Genomic DNA, 21,107 nt, shown 5'->3' with positions numbered 1-21,107 from the left:
GCGCGTCAGATCCACCCGAAAACGATCCATTTAGGTAACATTGGCAACCAGTAGTCACCAAAACGCCAAAAATCCTCAGTCTTGCTGTACTGAGGTCACTAATCTTTGTTCTAACCTAAATTTTTTGGTTAGAGTTAATTAGTTTTATCTCATATGTATCTTTCCCAGAAACTTAGACAAAATAACAGCTATTACGCAGCTTTTTGCAAAAATTATTTTTTTACGCCCAAAATTTATTAAATTTGGCTTGAATACAGTTTTTTCCCCAAAAATAGAGTTGTTAAGTTTGAAAAACCTTTACAAAAATTGATGAAGAGAAGAACTCAGTAGACTGAGTTCTAAGTACTTTCTTGGTGAGTTCTTTCTTCGGTCACTAATTCAAAGGTACTACCTTAACCACCCCAAATCTTCTCCAATACAGTTTTAGGTGAAATATCTTTCACATCACCTGTGGGAGATATAATCGCTAGGAATTTTTCATTTTGAGGTAGCTTAGACGCCGATTCGCTGGAACCGAATAAGGCTATGGTGTAGGTTTGTACCGCTATACTTAAGTACATTGAGGCACTCTCAGTACACACAACCAAATTTGCCAAAGCAATCATTGCCGCTAGTTTGCCGACATCTCCTGGAGATGTCACCTTAATACCGGGTACAGATTGCTTTAGAATACCTACATTTGGAGTATTGGGGTTAGAAACAACCACTATAGGCATATCTGGCTGCTTATGCTGAAAATCTTGAATAATTGACTGCCAATTTTCAACTGGGTAGATTTGCTCTTTGCCAGCACGTAGAGTTAACTCGCTCAAGCCGTTATAAATCAAAATGTAACCAGTTTCCTTAACTCCCAGTCGTTGTTGTTCTTTGTTAGCCCAATCAATGTCTGGTTTGGGCAGGTTAATTGTTAACTCTGGACATGCTGAGTCAATCCCAAACCCTTGTAACAAGTCATGGTACACAGTAGCAGGATACTGCTGTGTTTTTAAAGGTACTTTGTTGGTGAGAAAAGCATTTCCCTTACCTTGATAGCCAATGCGTGTAGGGATTCCAGTTAACCACAGTACAAGATTTATGACCCAACTTTGCCCCACAGCAATAGCTACATCGTACTCGCGATCGCGAATTATGCCCACCAGATTGGCCCAATCTGCCAAACTATTACGATCTTTAAAGTCGAATGTCAATACCTCGTTGACTGACTTGCTTACTCGGTAAGCAGCCTTGGTACGGGGTTCAACAACGACATCTACTTGAGAGTTGGGGTAATATCGCTTTAAATCGTCTAAAGTCGGGAAGAAAAGAATTTGGTCGCCAATTCCGCCAGGAACAAGGGCTACTATTCGCATAATATTTATTTACGCCTACTCGTCCCCTATTTTAGGGGAAGATAGTGCAGGGGAATTGTTAAAAGCTAATTGTTCATTGTGACCATTAGCCATCAGCTATTTTCAAGATAGAGGGAGACTGTGTATTTATTAATTCCAGCAGCGGGAATGGGACGAAGGATGGGGAGTAACCGCAATAAAATCCTTTTAATGGTGCGTAACCAACCAATTATCAGTTGGACACTCACCGCAGCAATAGCTGCACAGCAAATCAGTTGGATTGGCATCATTTCCCAACCATCTGACTGGCAAGACCTCAAGGCTATATTAGCCGATTTGCCGCTAACGAAACCTGTGGAGTTAATTAAAGGTGGTTCAACCCGTCAAGAATCTGTTTACAATGGTCTACAGGCTTTACCTGAATCTTGTCGTCATGTATTGATTCATGATGGTGCTAGATGTCTTGCTACACCAAATTTACTCGACTCTTGTGCCCAGACGCTTTTGCAATGTTCTGGTTTAATTGCCGCAGTACCAGTTAAAGACACGATTAAAGTCGTCGATGAAAATGGCATAATTCAAAGTACACCCGACCGAAGGCGACTGTGGGCGGCACAAACACCCCAAGGATTTGATGTTCAATTGCTCAAACAGTGTCATGCTCAAGGTATTCAACAGGGGTGGGAAGTAACTGACGATGCCGCTTTGTTTGAGAAGTGTGGCTATGAAGTGAAAATTGTTCAAGGTGAGGAGACTAATCTCAAGGTAACCACTCCACAAGATTTAGCGATCGCCGAGTTTATCTTGCAAACTAGATTAGGCAATCGCTCTTAGAACTTGACTTTTTGTTCAGAGTATGATAATATCCATTCCATTTGCAAATAGTCTTTGGTCATTGGGCACAAGCACAAGCGATTAATGACTAATGACTAATGACAGATGACTATGCCCATGAATGCAGCGACAAAGATAGAAGCGATTCTGTATTTGAAGGGAAAACCCCTTTCCATCGGCGAAATAGCCGAGTACGCCGCGTGCGATCGCGCTACGGTAGAATCTGGCATAATCGAGCTAATTGACGATTATGCTCGCAGGGAAAGCGCCCTAGAAGTGGTAGAAACTCCAGATGGGTACACCATGCAACTAAGGCCAGATTTTCATGACTTAGTGCAAACTTTGATCCCAGTGGAATTGGGCGTGGGAGCCTTACGGACATTAGCAGCGATCGCTCTTAATAGCCCGATCTTACAAAGCGACTTGATTAATGTACGCGGTTCTGGTGCATATCAACAAGTTCAAGAGCTAGTCGAGCTTGGTTTTGTGCGGAAGCGCCGCGACAGTGATTCTCGTTCCTACTCGTTACAAGTTACTCCCAAGTTTCATCAGTATTTCCAAATCGAGCAACTCCCTCAACCCTTTTCAACTCCCTCTCCACGACAACTACAACTAGAACTAGCATCAGAACCAGAATGAGAGTTCTTTGTTCGTACTCGCGACAGAGGAAATATGCTTCTATCTTCTACTATGGTTTAGAGTAGAATTAGCCACTCAGCTAAAAAAACTGCAAATGGTGTTTGATCCCGATTTTTTGAATGATAACTTTGAGGAACACCCTAATCAGCTTCTTTCCGATCACGAGGAGGAACATCCCAATCAGTTGCTCAAATATCTGCAGCATCAGTCTCCAGAAGTTTTATCCCGTGTCGCTCAATCCGTTAGCCCCGAAATTAAGCAGATTATTTCGCAAAACGTCCAAGGGCTAGTGGGGATGCTACCAGCAGAAAACTTCAACGTGCAAATCACCACAGATAGGGATAACCTAGCTGGTTTATTAGCATCAGCGATGATGACAGGGTATTTCTTACGCCAGATGGAGCAAAGGATGCAGTTAGATCATCTGAGCAATAATCATTAGTCATTCATAATCCGAATTATAATGGCTGCTTTTTGGGATAAGCCCCTAGTTGTACCTCAAAGGTTTGGATTCTTCCTTGACGATTAACTTCAATTGGCAAAATATCGCCCACAGCACTAGACTCCACCTGCTTCTGCACTTGGGCTGATGTTTTGACAGGTTTAGCTTTAATTTTGGCAATAATGTCACCAGGACGCAGTCCTGCTCTTTGTGCCGGCGATTTTTCAATCACGCTTTTAATCGCAATTCCGGTGTCCTGTTGGATGTTGAGATTGTATTCAAGGTTAATTTGTTGTCTTTTTGCTGGATTAAGATCTGTCATATCTATTCCCAAAAAGGGATGTTCCACACGCCCTTTGGTAAAAAGTTCATTGGCAATGCGTGCTGCTGTCTCAATGGGGATGGCAAAACCAAGTCCTTGAGCATCAGCACGAATCGCAGTGTTAACACCAATTACTTCGCCATTAGCGTTTAATAAAGGTCCCCCAGAGTTACCTGGGTTAATTGCCGCATCAGTTTGGATAAAGCTAACTCGCTTGTCGGGAACACCAACTTGAGCGCTAGTGCGATCAGTGGCGCTAATAATACCAATAGTAACGGTATTGTCTAACCCTAAAGGATTACCAATGGCGATCGCCCACTGCCCCGGAATTAAGTTTTGTGAATTGCCCAATTTGACTGTCGGCAATTGATCTGCCGAAATTTTGACTACTGCTACATCTGTGATCGCATCTACTCCTACAACCTTTCCTTCAAAAGTTCTTCCATCTTTGAGGGTAACTTGTACAGTATCCGTATCCGCCACCACATGAGCATTAGTTAATAATCGCCCATCATTACTCAAGATAAATCCAGAACCAGTACCACGCTCAATCCGCTCTTGGGGAATTGGTTGCTCATCCTCACCAAAGAATCGCCGTAAAAAAGGACTTTTCATCGCGTCTGAGATCGGATTTGCTACTTTGCGCGTCGCATTAATACGTACTACTGCTGAACCAGTTTTTTGCACAGCACTAGCAATAAAATTGACGTTATCGCCCCCGCCAGAGCCAATCTGTTCTCTACTGGGATTAGGGATAATGGTTTCTGGCGGTGTTATTGTTACATTTCTTAACTCTTGGAATGACCGAGTTTGTGGCAAAATATAGCGACTGTAGAGTAAGCCTGCACTGCCGCCAATCACCAGTAAGGAGAGATAAACGGTCAGTTGTTTTAAAGAAAACTTCATATTCATACGACATAGGGACAGCATGGCAAATGCGCTGTTTCTAAGTTTAGTCAACCTGATAGCAAGTTGACACGTTAATTTAACACTTTAGATACCTAATATAAAATTTAAGGTAACTCCATCCTTGAATTGGATAAATGAATTTTCGCGATCGCCTACTGTTTCTCTGTAGTTTTGTCGGCACTTTCGGATTATTATATACATTCCCAAGCGTACAAGCACAACCCTCAGTTTCAGCTTGCCCAACTTCAGCACTGGAGCGCTTTACGCGCCACAAAGTCTTACCAGGTGAAACTTTGGAGAGCATAGCGCAGCGCTACAACCTCAATCGAGAAACTATTGTTGCCATGAATCCGGCACTGAAAAATGGTAGAGTTACAGTTGGTGGCGAAATTCAAATTCCTCCTTATAACGGAATTGTAGTTGAAGTACCCAATGGTCAAACTTGGCGACAACTAGCAGCAAAATACAAAATCCGTCCCGATGTCTTGTTTGAAGTCAATGGTTGTCAACCAAATCCTCAACTCGTATTTATCCCCAAAATCAACCAATCTGTAAAAACGCCACAGCAAAGCGTCTCTACCCCCACCAACGTAGAGACGCTCCGGCGGAGCGTCTCCACAGTAGGATATCCCTTGGCAGAATTAGCGAAGGAAATATTACCCTATGGTTGGCAAACAAATACAAATACAGGAGAAGTGTTCTTCCACAGTGGGATAGATTTGTTAGCAGCAAAAGGAACACCAGTACAGGCGATCGGAGCAGGGAAAGTAGCTTTTGCTGAAGATCTTGGTACTTACGGCAAATTAGTCATAATTAATCATGCTGGGGGATTACAAAGCCGCTATGCCCAACTTGATAGTATTGCAGTCTCCCGTGGACAACAAGTAAACAAAGGAGACGCAGTAGGAACTGTAGGTACAACAGGTAAACCTACTTCTAATCAACCCCATCTTCACTTTGAAGTACGTTCCAGTTCATCATTAGGTTGGGTAGCTCAAGATCCGAAAAACTATCTGCAACGCTAAAATCCCCCCATCACTCGTTCTCAGGCTCAGCTTGGGAATAATAGCTACAGTGAAGCTCAGCCTCACTCAGTTGTTGAATTAAGCATGTGTTATTTTTTAATCAAATGTATCAACCAACAATACTCTCTCTTTTCTCTGGTGCTGGTGGACTTGATATTGGGTTTCACAAAGCTGGTTTTCAAATAGCAGCTTGTGTTGAAAAAGAAGAAATTTGTTGTAAAACTCTGGAAATGAATTTAGGTAGATATTCCCAAGGTAATTGCCAAGTTTTACACCGTGATATTCGAGAGTTTGAACCCAAAGAAATTTCTGTTTCCCAAGTGGATTTTATTATCGGTGGTCCACCCTGTCAAAGTTTTTCAGCAATTGGTAGACGTGCAGGTGGTATAGATGGAATTCAAGATGAAAGAGGAAGTTTATTTGAGCATTATTGTCGATTACTTAACTATTACAAATCGAAAGGATTTCTTTTTGAAAATGTTCGAGGAATATTAGGTGCAAATAAGGGAAAAGATTGGCAGATCATAACCAATGCATTTGAAAGCATTGGATACAAACTTTACTATCGTGTTCTTGATTGTGCAGATTATGGAGTTCCCCAGCATAGAGAACGCTTAATTATGGTAGGTCTTCGGGATGGTAATTTCAAGTTTCCTAGACCAACACATGGTTCAGACTCAACCAATCATCATCCTCATATCACTGCATTACAAGCAATAGCTGATCTTCAAGATCCTTTAGAACCAGAACATAAATACCCAGGGAAATATGGACACCTTTTATCAGAAGTGCCTCCGGGCATGAATTATCACTATTTTACAAAAGAAATGGGATATCCAAACCCCATCTTTGCTTGGCGTTCTAGATTTTCTGACTTTTTATACAAGGCTGAACCAAATAAACCTGTGCGCACAATAGTAGCACAGCTTGGTGCATACTCAGGTCCTTTCCATTGGAAAAATAGAAAGTTTACATTACAGGAATTCAAGCGTTTACAATCATTTCCAGATGATTATGAATTTGCTGGTAGTTGTAATTCAGTTCTTAAGCAGATTGGTAATTCAGTTCCTCCTATATTTGCAGAAAAATTAGCAATGGCTGTTTTACAACAAGTATTTGCCATTAATTTAGGTGTAAATTTACTTGATGAAAAAGAACAACTATCTTTCGATTCTAAAAAGTCTCAACGAGCAAAATCAACACGAGTTAAGCGTCTTAGTAATACTGAATGTATACAACTTAACTTGTTGGAATCTGTCCCAGAACGTATTGGCACAAGCAAAATCCCTACTTTATCAAATTCAGTTAAGTACGATGAAACTATTTATTTCCATTATTTATCACCAAAATTAAGAACTCGGCTCACACAACTGACTAGTTCCCATACTGGAAGTATTTATAAATTACACTTCCAACGTGTTGAGGAAATATGCTCAATCTATGTATCACGTGAGCACAATGGAAGTTTTATAAATACACCACTGTTACAGTATCAAGTAAAATTTCATCATCCTATTGGTGATGGTCTGAGAAAGATTATTTGTACACTTTTATCAGATACTGCTCAAGATATACCTATAGCTTGGGATGCAATTGAGGATTGTTTGAGCCGCAGTTCAGGATACCAAACGATGATGGATGTATATGGACATTTTACAGAACCTCATCCAATTTTTTCTCTTAGTTTAGATGTTTTATCTAAAGAGTATTCATTTCTTCTACGATTTGCTAGAGAATTCAGCAGATTTGAATCTACTAAAAAAATCCTACCAGAAGAATTTCTAAAAAGTATGTATGGTTCAGACAAAAACTTTGAATTACCTAAAGTTGTTAGTGAGTTGAGAGAATTACGTTTTGATGTTCGAGTCCATGAAACAAATAGAACAATCCCACCTGGATACTTTCGCTGCTGTTACCCATTCACACTTAACATTAATAAGCAGGTATCTGTAAAGTGGAAAAGCTAAGTCAATATTAGTAAATAAATGTATATGTCAGCCCTGAGTCAATACAATATTATTTTATCCCAGGCATTCAATCAAGCTGAGGTAATAGTCAACTCTCAAAATATAGATGAGGCAATAGTAAATTATGCACAAAGTTCCGCTCTTAACCATCCGTTGAAGATGGAACAAAACGGAAAAGAGGTTATGCTTAACAAAACTGTGGCTGAAGGAATAGAAATTATCATCAACAACTTTAACCAAAATAAGTATTTGTATAGCATACTAATCACAAGTTTAGTAGAAAAAATAGTACATCCGAACCAGGATATTCGCTATGCTCAAACAGAACTTGCAGGAGGCTATTCCAACCGTTCAACCGATCAAATCCATGTGACTCCTTTTTTGAAACGTCATGGGCTAACGGCTTGTGCTGCAAGTGGTGCTGAAAGTGGCAGAAATTTTGAAAGACCTTACCCTTATACTCTAGGTTATGTAGGAAAACCTCGTGGGCATAATAACAGAGAAGTATTTCTAGGTATATTACACGCTGTTCAAGTGGAAGGTGTAGATCCTTTTCCTTGCATTGTTTTGTTGATAGCATTGGACTTAAAGAATAAGCAGCAGGTAATTTATGAATATCCTCAACCGCAAGGACTTACAATACAACAAATTTTTGATGCTGTAATTCAGCATCATCAAACAAGCAAAGGAAATGGACGTGCGAGGCTTCCTGTACTTGCTATTCAAGCTGTATATAAATGTTTAGTAGCTGAACTTGTAAGATATCAAGATAAAACTCTGAGAAATCCACCAAACAGGCATACTGCAAATGATAAAGATGGTTGGATAGGTGATGTACAAATAGACAGATTAGATGAGACACCTTTTGAAGCAGTTGAAGTCAAATCGGAGCGCAAGATTACGAGTGATATGGTAAGCCTACTGCCTCATAAATTTGCTGGGTATACTGTAGATAGGTATTACATTCTATCTACAGCAGAACCTTACATTAGTGAGGATGAAAAACAAGAGATTCTGCAAATAGTAGAGCAGGTACGTCAACAAACAGGTTGCCAAGTAATTGTTAATGGTTTAAACCAAAGTTTACACTATTACCTACGTTTAGTTTCAGATCCCACTCAATTCTTAAAAAATTATACTGAACAGATAGAGACTGATTTAGATGTAAAGGATGAACACAGGAAACTTTGGGCTAACATTCTCAATGAAATTGGGAATTAAAAACATATTTATACTTTTTTTAGTAATGTACTGGTAAAGTTGTATTGATTTATAGCTCACTGTTCGCTATACAAAGTTCATCTGTGGTTCTCTAAAGAAAGTCTATTTAGGTAAAGATTTGTTCAGTCGATTTAACTAAATGCATCCCCGCTTTCTCAAATCGCGCAAAGGCGGCATCAGCTGCTTCGCTGTAATCCACAACTCCCTTGACAACAACGGGGGAAGTACAATCTTCCAGCAAATAGACTTTTTTCGCCAAGTTAGCATCTAAACTCTGAATTTCTGTTAACAAATCATCAATAGTCCAAGCAACGCAGTGGCTTTTAGCTTGCCCAGCAATTAGTACAACATCAAAATCTAAAAGTTGCTGAATCAAGCCTATATTCTTTGGCGCAATTGGACGATGATCAAAACCTGAAACAACTTCTGGACTTAAAACTGAATAGTTTTCTGTTAAAGGGTGATTACCTTTGAGTTCAAATTGTGTTTGACTATCACGGGCAATGCAGTGGAAAAATACAGCTTCTTCCACAGCAGAAACTAAAGCATGACCTATTCCCCCTAACATGGAATGATAGAACCAAACTGTGAGGGGGTATTTACCATCTTGACTGAGCTTTTTAACGTAATGGTAAGCGTGTTTTTCTAGGAATTCATAATCATATCCTAAACTATAAGCAATCGCTGGGTTTACTTTCCAAACACCTTGTTCAATATCTTTTAACGTAATATTGGTAGCAACTGGAGTAGGATGTTCTCCTGTGGCATTAACCCAGAATATTGGATGAAAAATTTGCATTGCCGTGTGAGTATCCAGCGTAGGAACGATTTTAGTAATCATCCCCAAATTACGATAAATAAACTCACACAAACGTTTGTTATCATCCACCGCCCCAGTACCGGATTTTCCTCCGACAAATAATTCAAATCCGGGAATGCAAAAAGTGTTTTGAATATCAATTAATAATAAGCAAATTCGGGTTTCGTCTTCAGATGCTGGTTTGATGTTATGCTTTTTTGCCCATGCTTGTGCTTCTTCTGCACGTTGCTGGTATGGTACGCGCCATACTTCACCGACTTTTTCGGGGTTAAAGTGAGGAGGAATGGGTAATTGGGTTAATGGTTGGGCATTCATAAATAATTTTGGAATTGCCATTGAGTAATAAAAAAGCACTTACCTTAATAAACGTCATCGTGAGAACCTAAAGTTAATAAGAAAATTTCTTCCTCTCCTGAATCGGGATTTGTAACAAATTTAAATAAAATACGATTATTATAGTCAACAGAACACGACCATCTCCCCGTTAAATCTCCTTTCAACTTGTGACTACGTAAACTTTGTTGAAATGGATCTTCAGATAGCTGTTGCAATACTTTCTTAATTGGTGAACGTAATTCAGGATTTTTACGGACTAGACGCTTAAAAGCGCGAACAAATGTGGGACTCCATACTAAATTTTTCAATCGTCTAACTCCGCCATCAAATCAGCAACTGAACCTCGTCGCACATTACCCTGAGCATAGTCACTCTCTGCTTGCGCAATTTCTTTTAATAATTCATCCCGCCCTTGTTGTTTGAGACGCTTTTGGATAAGATCTACGAGAATAGCCTGAGCTTCTGGATCGAGTGCTTCTACTGCTACGATCGCTTGCTCGAATGTCGATGTTTTTTCGCTCATGTTCGTCAATCAATTTAGTGATACGTCTACTTTAGCTTTAACTCTCTATTCCAGCTTCAGTCATTGCTTGAGTCAAAAAGTCTACAAGTGCTAAACGTCTAGCCCACTCCATCAGATAGTCGTAATCTAAGTTAGTACTTTGTAATTTTAGTATTCCCAAAACATCACGCCATTGTTTCTGAGATTTGCTTTTACTGCCCCAAAGTAATTTTTGTAGAATAGTGTCTTCTGGCGATGCAATCCAAAACCGAGTATCATCAATGTCTATTAATTTCTTACGTAACATTTGAGACACGGCAAAGCTCGAACGATCCATAACGTAGATATCCGCATTAGCTATTGTCTCGGTATGAGTAATGTTTAGTACTTGATTCCGCCCAGATTTCAAGTCTTCTACTGCTCCTTGAGGACAGTAAAATGAAGCAGCTTCTAATGTTCTCACTAAAATATCAATTTGATCTTGTTGAATCTCAATGACTAAGTCTAAATCACGAGTTGAACGAGGTTCACCATGAATTGTACTGGCAACACCTCTACTAACATAATAAGGGATATTAACTGACTCTAAAAGCTGATGAAGTTCTTGAGCTAACGTGATTGAATCTTGAATCCACATTTTTTCATTAATAACAGTTGGTTGGAAATCAGAAGGAAACTTTTCTGCTAGTACCGCACGGGCAAAGTATAAACAAATTTCCTCTAAGGGTGCATTTGGATATCGTGATTTGATACCAGCAAGACAAAGTTTTTTCACCCCTCTGTTATGTGCAACCGTTTGTTCTATTCGTTGTTTTAGGGAAAGCGATCGCAATCTATTGAATAAATAGACATCGGCTTCAATGTTTGTGTCTTCTGCTTGCGATCGGTAACCGGCGTTGAGCGCCATAATTGCTTGATTCATCACTCTTGTTCATTGTTAGGTTGAAAAAGTTAACTGACGTGCTGTACCATCATCAACAAAGCGGTGTTCACCAACGCCAACCAATTCCATAATAGTTTCACGCGCTGCTGGTGAAAACTGACCCTCTCGTGCGCCAATGTCAACAATAGTTCGTTCCCCTTCTGTGGAAATACGGTAAGTTGTGGTGCAAGAGGCTCCCGTTTTGTACTCAAAGGAATGACCATCATCCTCATAAAGTGTAAACTCGCCTGTACCCATCCACATCCTCAGCCTGAGTTGGTCTAAAGGACGTTCGTCTACGTATTGCGTAACTGATGCCATGGGAATAATCGAGCCACCACGGACGTATAATGGCATTCGCTCAAGAGGGGCGTGTGCGAGAATATGGGTTTGACCTTCAAATCTCTCGCCACTCCACCAGTCGTACCAACAACCTTCAGGTAAGTACACTACACGGTGTTCAATCCCAGGACGGTAAATTGGTGCTGCGAGTAATGAGGAACCGAGCATTACCTGATCGCCAAGGGTGAAGGTTTTTGGATCGTTAGGGAAATGATAGAGCAGGGGACGTAGAATTGGTGCGCCAGTGGTTGCTGCTTGCCAAAATAAGCTGTAAATGTAAGGCAGCAATTGGTAACGCAGTTCAATGTACTCGCGGCAAATTTTCTCAACCTTGTCGCCAAACGTCCAAGGCTCATGTTGTGCTGTAGAGAGTGCCGAGTGTCCCCGCATCAAAGGGTAAAGCATTCCTAATTGCATCCAACGAGCAAATAGTTCAGCAGTGGCGTTACCTGCAAACCCGCCAATATCTGCACCTACAAAGGCGACACCTGATAAACCCAAATTACAGAGCATCGGTATAGACATTTCTAAGTGTTCCCACAGAGATTGATTATCACCCGTCCACACAGCAGACCAGCGTTGAATGCCAGCGAAACCAGCGCGTGTGAGGAAGAAAGAACGCTCTGTTGGACGTGACTTTTCTACTCCTTGATAGGATGCTTGTGCCATCATCAACCCGTAAAGGTTGTGAGTTTCCGCATGGTTTGTTTTCTCACCAGCAGGTCCCTGCTCTGCATCCAGGGGAAACGAAATCTTGTTACCAGGATCGCCAAATGGTCGGTCATCAAGTGCAGGTTCATTCATGTCGTTCCAGAATCCAGCTACACCGACATCAGTGAGGCTTTTTTGCCAATTTCCCCACCAATCTCTAACTTCCGGGCGTATAAAATCGGGAAAAACCGCTTTATCTGGCCAAACATAGCCGTGAAACAATTGACCGTTACTTTTGCGGATAAAATAGTCGTTTTGGATTCCCTCGTCGAAGGTTTGATAATCTGCTTCTGGGTCATACTTCACCCCAGGCTCAGAAATTGGCACTACCTTGAAGCCATCTTGTTTGAGGTCTTGGATGAATTCTTTGGGGTGAGCGAAGCGCTTAGGACTCCAGGTAAAAATCCGATACCCGTTCATATAGTCAATATCTAGATAGATGACATCGCAGGGAATGCGGCGCTGACGAAATTCGTGAGCCAATTTGCGTATAACCTCTTGTGACTCGTAACTCCACCGACACTGTTGGTATCCTAGCGACCATCGGGGCGGCATGGGCATCCGTCCGGTTAGCTGGGTGTAGGTAGCGATAATTTTTGCGGGTTCGGGACCGTAAATAATGTAATAATCTAGTTCGCTTCCCTGTGTCTCCATCTGCCAGATACCGGGCTGCTTTGCGCCCAGATCGAACTGGCTCCAAAAAGTGGTATTGAAGAAAATTCCGTACCCCACTCCTGGACGCAACGCGATGAAAAAGGGTATCGCTTGGTACATGCTATCTGTCAGGATGCCATAATCTAATGCATCAGTTGTCCAGTTGGTTCTCACTTTAGAGCGCTGATCGAGCAAACCAGTAGGTTCACCAAAGCCATAGAAATGTTCGTCAGTTTCAATTCTTTTCCACCCAGCAATAGCACCACTCCGCCAACCCATTGCTGTCTCTGCATCCTGAGCCAAGGGTTGTCCGGATTCGTCGAAACATTCGAGCCGACACGGGTTCCGGTGAACAAGGACGCGAAGCTGTTGAGTCTTAATTTCTACAGCATCTGCCGTTTCTCGCACCTCAAATGGCACAGCAGCCCATTCTTCATCCGCCTGCGCCACTGCCCATGAACGACGGGGCAAAAATTCACCGCTTGGCGTCATCCTTACCCGAATTAAGTTCGGTGCTAGCACACTAATTTTTAGACAAGGATCGCCACACTTGAAGAGAACATGGCGCTCATCCTGTTGTATAGTTTGTACTGCTCCAAGAGTTGACCAAGGTTGCTCGTTGGTGTGCAGTTGTCCGAAGTATTGCGGCATAATCCCTGATTCAAAGACAAAATGGACTTTACTGACAATTAAACCAAAGATCAACACAGATGCACACTGATTAATTATCTGTGTTTATCTGTGTGCATCTGTGGTTATAAATAATTCAATAACTTAAAATTTTGTTCGTTTGATTTCCCCGGCAAAATTAGTTACTTTTACCTATTTACCTTGCCTTTACTAGCCCAAGAGGCAAATTTCTCCAACTTGATCATCAATCATGCCATTCTTGTGGCACACTCAACACAGAAATAACGTTTCAAATTTAGTATCAGCGATCGCCAAAAATTTACCCAAAAAGATATGCAAACCCTACCGACACTAACAACACCAAATCCCATATACACTCAACCCACCTTTGATACTACAATCAAGCGACGCAAAACCCGTCCGGTGGAAGTGGGAAACGTCACCATTGGCGGTGGACAACCAGTGGTAGTGCAGTCAATGATTAACGAAGACACTCTAGATATAGAAGGTTCCGTTGCCGCTATTCGTCGTTTACACGAGATTGGCTGCGAAATTGTCCGTGTTACCGTGCCAAGTATGGCACATGCCAAAGCTTTAGCAGAAATTAAACAAAAATTATTAAAAACTTACCAAGACGTGCCAATCGTTGCCGATGTGCATCACAATGGTATGAAAATTGCTTTGGAAGTCGCCAAGCATATCGAAAAAGTACGAATTAATCCGGGATTATACGTATTTGAAAAGCCCAACTCGAACAGAACCGAGTATACTCAAGCAGAATTTAATGAAATTGGGGAAAAAGTCCGTGAAACCCTAGAACCTTTGGTAATTTCTCTGCGAGATCAAGGTAAATCCATGCGGATCGGGGTTAACCACGGCTCCTTGGCAGAAAGAATGCTGTTCACCTACGGTGACACACCGGAAGGGATGGTGCAATCGGCTTTAGAATTCATTCGGATTTGTGAATCCTTAGATTTCCGCAACATAGTCATTTCCATGAAAGCCTCCAGAGTACCAGTAATGGTTGCTGCTTACCGCTTAATGGTACAGCGGATGGATGAAAATGGAATGGATTACCCTCTACATTTGGGTGTTACCGAAGCGGGTGATGGAGAATACGGACGAATTAAATCCACTGCTGGGATTGCTACCTTGCTGGCTGATGGCATTGGCGATACAATTCGCGTGTCACTGACAGAACCACCAGAAAAAGAAATTCCCGTCTGCTACAGCATTTTGCAAGCTTTGGGATTAAGAAAAACAATGGTGGAGTATGTGGCGTGTCCTTCTTGTGGAAGAACTTTATTCAATCTTGAAGAAGTGCTTCATAAAGTGCGAGAAGCTACCAAGCATTTAACTGGCTTGGACATAGCAGTAATGGGCTGTATTGTCAATGGACCCGGAGAAATGGCGGATGCAGATTATGGGTACGTAGGTAAGACACCAGGTTATATTTCTCTCTATCGCGGGAGAGAAGAAATAAAAAAAGTCCCCGAAGAAAAAGGAGTAGAGGAGTTGATAAATTTAATTAAGACCGATGGACGCTGGGTAGAACCTTAAAATTTTCAATAAGTTCTGTACTGGCAAATAATAAGATCACCGGATCACAAAGTAATTTTCATGAAATAAAAAAATATGCTCGATCTGTACAGTATTATGCTGTGTTAGATTGAGCATACTGACCATCAATATCTCCGTCTGGCGCAACTGTCATTATGGTAATAACAAAAAATGGGCTTGCTGTTTTGGGTGCTACGGCAGTGACGCTCTCAACAATAGCAGTTACTGGTCTAGGTATTCACTCACAGGGACAAGCTTTATTTAAAGAAAGTCCGAAGGAATTAGTAGATGAAGTTTGGCAAATTATTAATCGCCAATATGTAGACGGTACTTTCAATCAACAAGATTGGCAGGCTGTTCGTCAAGAATACGTAAGAAACAAGACCTATAGCAATAGGCAGGAAGCGTACAAGTCCATCCGGGAAATGCTCAAGAAGCTCAACGATCCTTACACCCGGTTTATGGATCCAGAGGAGTTCAAGAGTTTGCAAGTGGACACTTCGGGTGAGCTTACGGGTATTGGTATTCAAATTGGTTTAGATGAAAAAACTAAAAAGTTGACTGTAATTGCGCCAATTGAGGATACACCCGCATTTAAGGCAGGTATCTTGGCAAAAGATGTAATTACCAAAATTAATGGGAAGAGCACCGAGGGAATGGATACTAACCAAGCAGTATCTCTCATTCGCGGCGAACCCGGTACGTCAGTTAACATCACAATTGACCGTTCCGGTCAACAAAAAGAATATAAAATCACACGGGCAAAAATTGAAATCCATCCGGTTGAGTATTCTCAGAAACAAACTCCTGTAGGTAACGTTGGTTACATTCGCTTGAAGCAATTCAGCGCCAATGCCTCTAAAGAAATGCAAACAGCGATCAAAAATTTAGAACAGAAGCAGGTAGTTGGGTATGTTCTGGATTTACGTAATAATCCGGGCGGCTTACTATTCTCAAGTGTCGAAATTGCCCAAATGTGGATGGATAAAGGCACAATTGTCTCCACTAAAGATCGACAAGGTATAGCAGAGCGGGAAGTGGCAAGAGGACGAGCTTTGACTAATAAAGCGTTAGTTGTATTAGTAGACAAAGGTTCAGCAAGTGCTAGTGAAATCCTCTCCGGAGCTTTGCAAGATAACAAACGAGCCGTTATAGTAGGTAGTCAAACCTTTGGTAAGGGTTTGGTGCAATCGGTACGTCCCCTAGACGATGGCTCAGGCATGGCAGTGACAATTGCTAAATACTTTACCCCAAACAACCGTGATATTAATAAACACGGTATTGACCCTGATGTGAAGGTGGAATTGTCAGATAAGCAACGTCAGGAATTGTGGCTCAAAGAACGGGAAAAGATTGGTACTCTAGCAGATCCTCAATTTGCTAAAGGTGTGGAAGTTTTGGGCAAAGAAATTGCTTCTAGAGGCAATACTAGGGCACAAAGAAGTCAAAGGTAAAAAGAAATTTCTTTTGCCTTTAGACGGGTTGGCATTTGCCTGACCGAATTAATCCCACTCGGCGGGCGATCGCTTCCCCTTGTGCATCAAAAGGTCCCCACTTCTCTACAATTTCTGGATCGTCCTCAACTACTTGGTCGTTGGGGACTATTTCACAATTACCTGCCGGACGCTTGACAACATACCAATTTTGTGTATCTGACATATAATTTTAATTGAGCCAAAATAATTTATTCAACGCCTTGAAAATATCATATTAACTGGCGCGGTACCTTTGCGCTCTAATCCACTGCCGAAACGCTCTAAGTGTTGGGCTTGTGCCTGCTGTTCGGCTTTGTTCAACAAACTGGGGAATAACTTCCAAAATCGGCAAGTTGGGAAAAGTGGGGCTAATTTCTGACTCAATGTATTTGCCATTGCGAAGAATATTAATTTGTAACTTGCCATCTTCATATCGCCACAGTTCAGGGACACCAAGTGCCTCATAAGCATCCAGTTGAGTTTTGGAAGTCACATCAACTTCAATCGCTAAATCAGGTGGTGGATCAACTTTCAAATCTATTCGCTCTTTACCAATCATCCGAGCATGATTTTGAATGTAGAAAGAGTCATCTGGTTCTACACCTTGAGCCATATCCTCACGTTTAAAGGTGGTTGAACCAAAAGGTTCACAATCAATTTCTAACTCCTCTAGCAAAATTTTTAGCAAATCCCCAATGATGACTTTGGCTTTTTCATGCTTCGGTAATGGTATTGTGATCTCCAAGGTTCCCAGACTGTAAGCTAATCGAGCAGATCGGCGATCGCCAAGCTCTTCTAGAATTGCCTCGAATTCTTGCCAGCTAACGTCATGAAACAGAACTCTGTGTCCGGGTGGAACACTTAATTGCCGCAATTGAAGTGTTACCATTTTAACCTCTAAAATATCAAGTTTGTAGCTCAAAAGAAGCCAATATGAACTATCGTATCTTTTAAAATACAAGGTTGCATTCTATGAAGACGAGGCAGAGCCTCAAAGAACTGGTTCCCAGGCAGAGCCTGGGAACCAGAGGAACTAGATCGGAAGATTTAGCGGGGGAGGATGTCACTTATGGTTGCCGTTACCACCATTACCATTGCAGGAAGCACGGATGCTAGAGGCAACTTTGTCTGGTACTTCTTGGAGATGGTCGTATTCCCAGTGGAAAGAACCGACGCCAAGGGTAAGCGATCGCAATTCCACAATAAAGTTGTGCATTTCTGCTTGGGGCAAGTAGGCTATGACATTATCCCAACCTTGCCAGTTGCCAATTCCTTCATAACCCAAAATTTGTCCACGTCTACCACTTACCAGTTGCAGCACCTTAGAAGTAAATTCACTCGGAGTAGTCACTTCTAAACGGACAATCGGTTCTAGAAGAGTAGGTTCACACTTAGAAATTCCTGTTTGCATCGCCAAGCGGGCAGCTTGTTTAAATGCTTGTTCGGAACTATCTACGCTGTGGTAGGAACCATTTGTCAGAGTTACCGCCACATCCACTACTGGAAAACCCAAGGGACCATGAGTAAGAAACTCTCGCACACCCATTTCTACCCCAGGAATGTACTGTCTGGGAACTACACCACCAACAATAGTTTCTTTGAAGTTAAATCCTTCACCTCGTGCTAAAGGTGTGATGTCGAGGTAAACATCGCCAAACTGTCCATGTCCACCACTTTGGTGTTTGTAGCGCCCGTGAATTGATGCTGCGCCTTTACGAATAGTTTCTTTGTAAGGTACTTGTGGTAAATGCGTAGTCATCGGTAAATTATATTTCCGACGCAGGCGATCGAGGGCAACTTGGAGATGAATTTCCCCTTGTCCCCAGAGGATAACTTCGTGAGTATCGCCATGTTGTTCCCAAGCCAGAGAACAGTCTTCTTCTAATAGTTTGGTAATCGCACCACTTAGCTTAACTTCATCGTTGCGCTTTTCCGGAGTAATTGCTAAGGCATAAACGGGTACTAACCGTTCGGGTTTGGGTAATGCTTGTACCTGCTGAATGGAAAGTGTATCTCCTGTCTTGATACCTTCCAAACGGCTTAAAGCAACTATTTCACCTGCACAAGCTACTTGCAGCTGTTGCTGTTGTTGCCCCATTAAGCGATAAATTCCTCCAGCGCGAACACCATTGAGGACAATACCTTCGGTTAACTTGCCCTGCCAAACTCTCACCAAGGAAAGTTTGCCTCCTTGAGGGGTGTAGTAAGTTTTTAGCACTTGCGCTACAGAGGTATCGCTCTTTGTACTTAAACGACGTTGTGCTGTAGTTTCAGATTCTGGGGCTTCTTTGACAATTGCTTCGAGTAGAGGGCGTACACCATAATCTTGTTCAGCAACACCAAAGAAAACTGGTACGACTAAATCTGCCCCTAGTTCTAATTTTAAATCTTTGAGGATTTCCTCTTGGGGTGGTTCGATGTCTTCTAAAAGTTCTTCAAGTAAATGATCGTCAAAGTCTGCTAAAGTTTCGAGCATTTCTGCTCGGGCAATATGTTCTTCTTCTTTAAGGTTCTCTGGGAAGGGAATGGGATCTGCAGCCGCACCTTTGTGATATTTGTATGCTTGTTCGCTGACTAAATCGATAAAGCCAATTAGCTGTTCCCCTTGCATGATGGGATATTGATGTGCTACCAAGGGACGGCTGGAGACGGCTTTGAGGGCGTGTAGGGTGTCTAAGACGTTAATGTTTGCCCGATCCATTTTGTTGACAAAGACGAGGTGGGGAATTTCCCAGTCGTCAAGGAATTTAAATAGAGGGGCGAGGGTGAGAACTCTATCTGTTATGGGTTCTGTGACTACAATTGCCGCATCTACTCCGATGAGCGCGTTGTAAGTTTCTTGGGCAAATTCCACCGAACCAGGACAGTCAATAAATGTGAAGTGAATGTCGTTATACTCAGTGCTAGCAGCGCTGATTTCTACACTCATGTGGCGGTCGCGTGATTCAACAGCACTATCTCCTACTGTGTTGCCATCTTTAACGCTGCCTTTGCGGTGAATTGCTCCTGTAACGAATAGTAAACTTTCTAGTAATGTGGTTTTCCCACTTAAATAGGGACCGACAATTGCGATATTTCGCGTACCCGATTCCACTTTTTCGTGCATAAAACCTCCTTTGCGGCTTATTCTTCACCGCCGCGTTATTTTAAGTTATGAGCGAATGAAAGTTAGGTATTCACAAAATTATCTCCTCTTTAAGTTGAGGTTATCTCTCTTTGATTACGGCAGTTAAAAATCGTATTTTGTTGTAAGATTTAGTTTAAGAAAAATTACTGCTTACAAAGATTGATATAAGAAATTAAACTTTTGTAAATATATGCCATAGTTGTCACAAAATCTTTGTCTAGTAAACGTAACTCAACAATCTTGCTCTCTATTGGAATCAATGCGAATATCACTCAATCAATACCACCCCCGTCTCCTGCTAGCTTTAGCGATAGGTATCACCATACTCTCCCCATTTTCATCTTCCTTCGCTTCCGTACAGACGTTCCGACAGAACACCCCTGTAAAGACGTTTCGGCGGGGTGTCCCTGTAGAGACGTTCCGGCGGAACGTCTCTACCGTAATTCTGGCGCAATACGTAGGCAAAAGCGCACAGGATTTTTTAAACGAAGGGTTACAGGCAATTAGTACAGGTAGAGTACAACAAGGTATAGCCGCCTTTCGCAAAGCCACCGAATTAGATTCTTCTTTAGCACCAGCACATTACAATCTAGGGCTGGCACTGCGACAAGTAGGGCAATTACAACCAGCCGCAGACGCATTTTACCGAGCGACACAAGCCGATCCTAAGTTTGCCCTAGCCTATGCGAATTTGGGTGGGGCGTTGTTAGAAGGGAATAATTTACAGCAGGCAAATGATTACTTACAAAAAGCTGTGGAACTTGAGCCAAAACTGGGATTTGCTCACTATAACTTGGGGATATTACGACAGCAACAACGAGATTGGGAAAGAGCGATCGCCTCTTTTAAAAAAGCGATGGAATATAGCAAAAAAGCACCAGAATCAGCCTATCATTTAGGCATATGTTATCTGCAACAAAAAAAACTTGATAAAGCCAAAGATGCATTTCGTGCTGCGATAAAAATTAATCCTAAATATCCCGAAGCTCACTACAATCTCGGTTCAATTTTATTCAATCAAGGTAAGTTAAAAGATGCATTAGAAGCCTTTAGAAAATCAGCAGAAGCTAACTCCAATTACCCCAACGCCTACTACGGAGCCGGACTAGTTTTTATACAATTAAAACAATATAACGAAGCAGCACAAGTATTACAATATGCTAGAGATTTATACAATGCTCAGCGCAATCCTCAGTGGGCAAGCCTAGCGCAAAACCTATTACAACAATTAGCGAATTTGAATTACCAAATACGATAAGTAAAGGCGTAAATAAGAGACAATAATATTATTTGCTGAATAGGCTGGTGTAGTGTGAAGTTGTCTCAATAGGAATGGAAATT

Annotated in this window: 19 protein-coding genes; 9 read left to right on the top strand and 10 right to left on the bottom strand. The window is 41.7% G+C overall.

The genetic code is table 11. The features are described from left to right. Positions 1-392 precede the first annotated feature (392 nt). A complete protein-coding gene (locus tag ICL16_RS43730; protein ID WP_190838857.1) occupies positions 393-1,349 on the bottom strand; it encodes a glycosyltransferase family 9 protein in 957 nt (318 codons plus the stop codon). 120 nt (positions 1,350-1,469) lie between these two features. Between ICL16_RS43730 and ispD the strand changes: the two genes are divergently transcribed. From ispD to ICL16_RS43715, 3 genes are all read left to right on the top strand, one after another. Then, positions 1,470-2,162, top strand: a complete 693-nt coding sequence (gene ispD / locus ICL16_RS43725) for a 2-C-methyl-D-erythritol 4-phosphate cytidylyltransferase (protein WP_190838855.1) — start codon at positions 1,470-1,472, stop codon at positions 2,160-2,162. 117 nt (positions 2,163-2,279) lie between these two features. Continuing rightward, entirely contained in the window at positions 2,280-2,801 is a 522-nt protein-coding gene (gene scpB / locus ICL16_RS43720; protein ID WP_190839238.1) for an SMC-Scp complex subunit ScpB, read from the top strand. A gap of 94 nt (positions 2,802-2,895) precedes the next feature. Beyond that, positions 2,896-3,243, top strand: a complete 348-nt coding sequence (locus ICL16_RS43715; protein WP_190839235.1) for a DUF760 domain-containing protein — start codon at positions 2,896-2,898, stop codon at positions 3,241-3,243. Positions 3,244-3,259: 16 nt separating this feature from the next. Here the strand turns inward: ICL16_RS43715 and ICL16_RS43710 are convergent, their stop codons facing one another. Then, positions 3,260-4,471 (bottom strand): HhoA/HhoB/HtrA family serine endopeptidase, encoded by a 1,212-nt coding sequence (locus ICL16_RS43710; protein WP_190838852.1) that lies wholly within the window; start codon positions 4,469-4,471, stop codon positions 3,260-3,262. A 137-nt stretch (positions 4,472-4,608) separates the two neighbouring features. Between ICL16_RS43710 and ICL16_RS43705 the strand changes: the two genes are divergently transcribed. The 3 genes from ICL16_RS43705 to ICL16_RS43695 all read left to right on the top strand — a co-directional run bounded on the left by ICL16_RS43705 (position 4,609) and on the right by ICL16_RS43695 (position 8,687). Further along, positions 4,609-5,499 (top strand): peptidoglycan DD-metalloendopeptidase family protein, encoded by an 891-nt coding sequence (locus ICL16_RS43705; RefSeq protein ID WP_190838850.1) that lies wholly within the window; start codon positions 4,609-4,611, stop codon positions 5,497-5,499. Positions 5,500-5,603: 104 nt separating this feature from the next. Next, positions 5,604-7,466: a DNA cytosine methyltransferase gene (locus tag ICL16_RS43700; protein WP_190838848.1), complete on the top strand. Its 1,863-nt coding sequence runs from the start codon at positions 5,604-5,606 to the stop codon at positions 7,464-7,466. Between the two features lie 24 nt (positions 7,467-7,490). Then, a complete protein-coding gene (locus ICL16_RS43695; protein ID WP_190838846.1) occupies positions 7,491-8,687 on the top strand; it encodes a hypothetical protein in 1,197 nt (398 codons plus the stop codon). 106 nt (positions 8,688-8,793) lie between these two features. Here the strand turns inward: ICL16_RS43695 and ICL16_RS43690 are convergent, their stop codons facing one another. From ICL16_RS43690 to ICL16_RS43670, 5 genes are read right to left on the bottom strand one after another with little or no spacing between them, the layout of a single operon-like run. Beyond that, entirely contained in the window at positions 8,794-9,822 is a 1,029-nt protein-coding gene (locus tag ICL16_RS43690; protein WP_190839233.1) for a cysteine hydrolase family protein, read from the bottom strand. Positions 9,823-9,866: 44 nt separating this feature from the next. Then, positions 9,867-10,151, bottom strand: a complete 285-nt coding sequence (locus ICL16_RS43685) for a type II toxin-antitoxin system RelE/ParE family toxin (RefSeq protein WP_190838844.1) — start codon at positions 10,149-10,151, stop codon at positions 9,867-9,869. Further along, positions 10,148-10,366 carry a hypothetical protein gene (locus ICL16_RS43680; RefSeq protein WP_190838842.1) on the bottom strand — a complete coding sequence of 73 codons (219 nt, stop codon included), beginning with the start codon at positions 10,364-10,366 and terminating at the stop codon, positions 10,148-10,150. The genes ICL16_RS43685 and ICL16_RS43680 overlap by 4 nt, the downstream gene beginning before the upstream one ends. 37 nt (positions 10,367-10,403) lie before the next feature. Further along, positions 10,404-11,267, bottom strand: coding sequence for a hypothetical protein (locus tag ICL16_RS43675; protein ID WP_190838840.1), 864 nt, complete (start codon positions 11,265-11,267; stop codon positions 10,404-10,406). 15 nt (positions 11,268-11,282) lie between these two features. Continuing rightward, positions 11,283-13,625 carry a glycoside hydrolase family 31 protein gene (locus ICL16_RS43670; RefSeq protein ID WP_190838837.1) on the bottom strand — a complete coding sequence of 781 codons (2,343 nt, stop codon included), beginning with the start codon at positions 13,623-13,625 and terminating at the stop codon, positions 11,283-11,285. Positions 13,626-13,937: 312 nt separating this feature from the next. Here ICL16_RS43670 and ispG point away from each other — a divergent pair, with 312 nt between their 5' ends. After that, a complete protein-coding gene (gene ispG / locus ICL16_RS43665; RefSeq protein WP_190838835.1) occupies positions 13,938-15,164 on the top strand; it encodes a (E)-4-hydroxy-3-methylbut-2-enyl-diphosphate synthase in 1,227 nt (408 codons plus the stop codon). A 155-nt stretch (positions 15,165-15,319) separates the two neighbouring features. After that, the gene (ctpC, locus tag ICL16_RS43660) at positions 15,320-16,618 is read left to right on the top strand and encodes a carboxyl-terminal processing protease CtpC (RefSeq protein WP_190838832.1); all 1,299 of its coding nucleotides are present in this window, start codon (positions 15,320-15,322) and stop codon (positions 16,616-16,618) included. A 19-nt stretch (positions 16,619-16,637) separates the two neighbouring features. On the opposite strand, the gene ICL16_RS43655 is transcribed toward ctpC, so the two are convergent. The 3 genes from ICL16_RS43655 to ICL16_RS43645 all read right to left on the bottom strand — a co-directional run bounded on the left by ICL16_RS43655 (position 16,638) and on the right by ICL16_RS43645 (position 19,745). Beyond that, complete coding sequence (locus tag ICL16_RS43655; RefSeq protein WP_190838830.1) at positions 16,638-16,823, bottom strand: DDE transposase family protein; 186 nt, start codon at positions 16,821-16,823, stop codon at positions 16,638-16,640. A gap of 51 nt (positions 16,824-16,874) precedes the next feature. Then, a complete protein-coding gene (locus ICL16_RS43650) occupies positions 16,875-17,528 on the bottom strand; it encodes a Uma2 family endonuclease (RefSeq protein WP_190838828.1) in 654 nt (217 codons plus the stop codon). Positions 17,529-17,702: 174 nt separating this feature from the next. After that, positions 17,703-19,745: an elongation factor G gene (locus ICL16_RS43645; RefSeq protein WP_190838825.1), complete on the bottom strand. Its 2,043-nt coding sequence runs from the start codon at positions 19,743-19,745 to the stop codon at positions 17,703-17,705. A 280-nt stretch (positions 19,746-20,025) separates the two neighbouring features. On the opposite strand from ICL16_RS43645, the gene ICL16_RS43640 reads away from it, so the two are divergent. Next, complete coding sequence (locus ICL16_RS43640; RefSeq protein ID WP_238361217.1) at positions 20,026-21,024, top strand: tetratricopeptide repeat protein; 999 nt, start codon at positions 20,026-20,028, stop codon at positions 21,022-21,024. Positions 21,025-21,107 lie beyond the last annotated feature (83 nt).

Source organism: Iningainema tapete BLCC-T55, assembly GCF_014698965.1.
Lineage (GTDB): Bacteria > Cyanobacteriota > Cyanobacteriia > Cyanobacteriales > Nostocaceae > Iningainema > Iningainema tapete.
This window is presented reverse-complemented; position numbering and strand designations above follow the sequence as displayed.

Excerpts from the sequence above, each read along its gene's own strand:
- ICL16_RS43730 (WP_190838857.1), bottom strand. The coding sequence starts at position 1,349 with ATGCGAATAGTAGCCCTTGTTCCTGGCGGAATTGGCGACCAAATTCTT.
- scpB (WP_190839238.1), top strand. The coding sequence starts at position 2,280 with ATGAATGCAGCGACAAAGATAGAAGCGATTCTGTATTTGAAGGGAAAA.
- ICL16_RS43715 (WP_190839235.1), top strand. The coding sequence starts at position 2,896 with ATGGTGTTTGATCCCGATTTTTTGAATGATAACTTTGAGGAACACCCT.
- ICL16_RS43710 (WP_190838852.1), bottom strand. The coding sequence starts at position 4,471 with ATGAAGTTTTCTTTAAAACAACTGACCGTTTATCTCTCCTTACTGGTG.
- ICL16_RS43705 (WP_190838850.1), top strand. The coding sequence starts at position 4,609 with ATGAATTTTCGCGATCGCCTACTGTTTCTCTGTAGTTTTGTCGGCACT.
- ICL16_RS43700 (WP_190838848.1), top strand. The coding sequence starts at position 5,604 with ATGTATCAACCAACAATACTCTCTCTTTTCTCTGGTGCTGGTGGACTT.
- ICL16_RS43695 (WP_190838846.1), top strand. The coding sequence starts at position 7,491 with ATGTCAGCCCTGAGTCAATACAATATTATTTTATCCCAGGCATTCAAT.
- ICL16_RS43690 (WP_190839233.1), bottom strand. The coding sequence starts at position 9,822 with ATGAATGCCCAACCATTAACCCAATTACCCATTCCTCCTCACTTTAAC.
- ICL16_RS43680 (WP_190838842.1), bottom strand. The coding sequence starts at position 10,366 with ATGAGCGAAAAAACATCGACATTCGAGCAAGCGATCGTAGCAGTAGAA.
- ICL16_RS43675 (WP_190838840.1), bottom strand. The coding sequence starts at position 11,267 with ATGAATCAAGCAATTATGGCGCTCAACGCCGGTTACCGATCGCAAGCA.
- ICL16_RS43670 (WP_190838837.1), bottom strand. The coding sequence starts at position 13,625 with ATGCCGCAATACTTCGGACAACTGCACACCAACGAGCAACCTTGGTCA.
- ispG (WP_190838835.1), top strand. The coding sequence starts at position 13,938 with ATGCAAACCCTACCGACACTAACAACACCAAATCCCATATACACTCAA.
- ctpC (WP_190838832.1), top strand. The coding sequence starts at position 15,320 with ATGGTAATAACAAAAAATGGGCTTGCTGTTTTGGGTGCTACGGCAGTG.
- ICL16_RS43655 (WP_190838830.1), bottom strand. The coding sequence starts at position 16,823 with ATGTCAGATACACAAAATTGGTATGTTGTCAAGCGTCCGGCAGGTAAT.
- ICL16_RS43650 (WP_190838828.1), bottom strand. The coding sequence starts at position 17,528 with ATGGTAACACTTCAATTGCGGCAATTAAGTGTTCCACCCGGACACAGA.
- ICL16_RS43645 (WP_190838825.1), bottom strand. The coding sequence starts at position 19,745 with ATGCACGAAAAAGTGGAATCGGGTACGCGAAATATCGCAATTGTCGGT.
- ICL16_RS43640 (WP_238361217.1), top strand. The coding sequence starts at position 20,026 with ATGCGAATATCACTCAATCAATACCACCCCCGTCTCCTGCTAGCTTTA.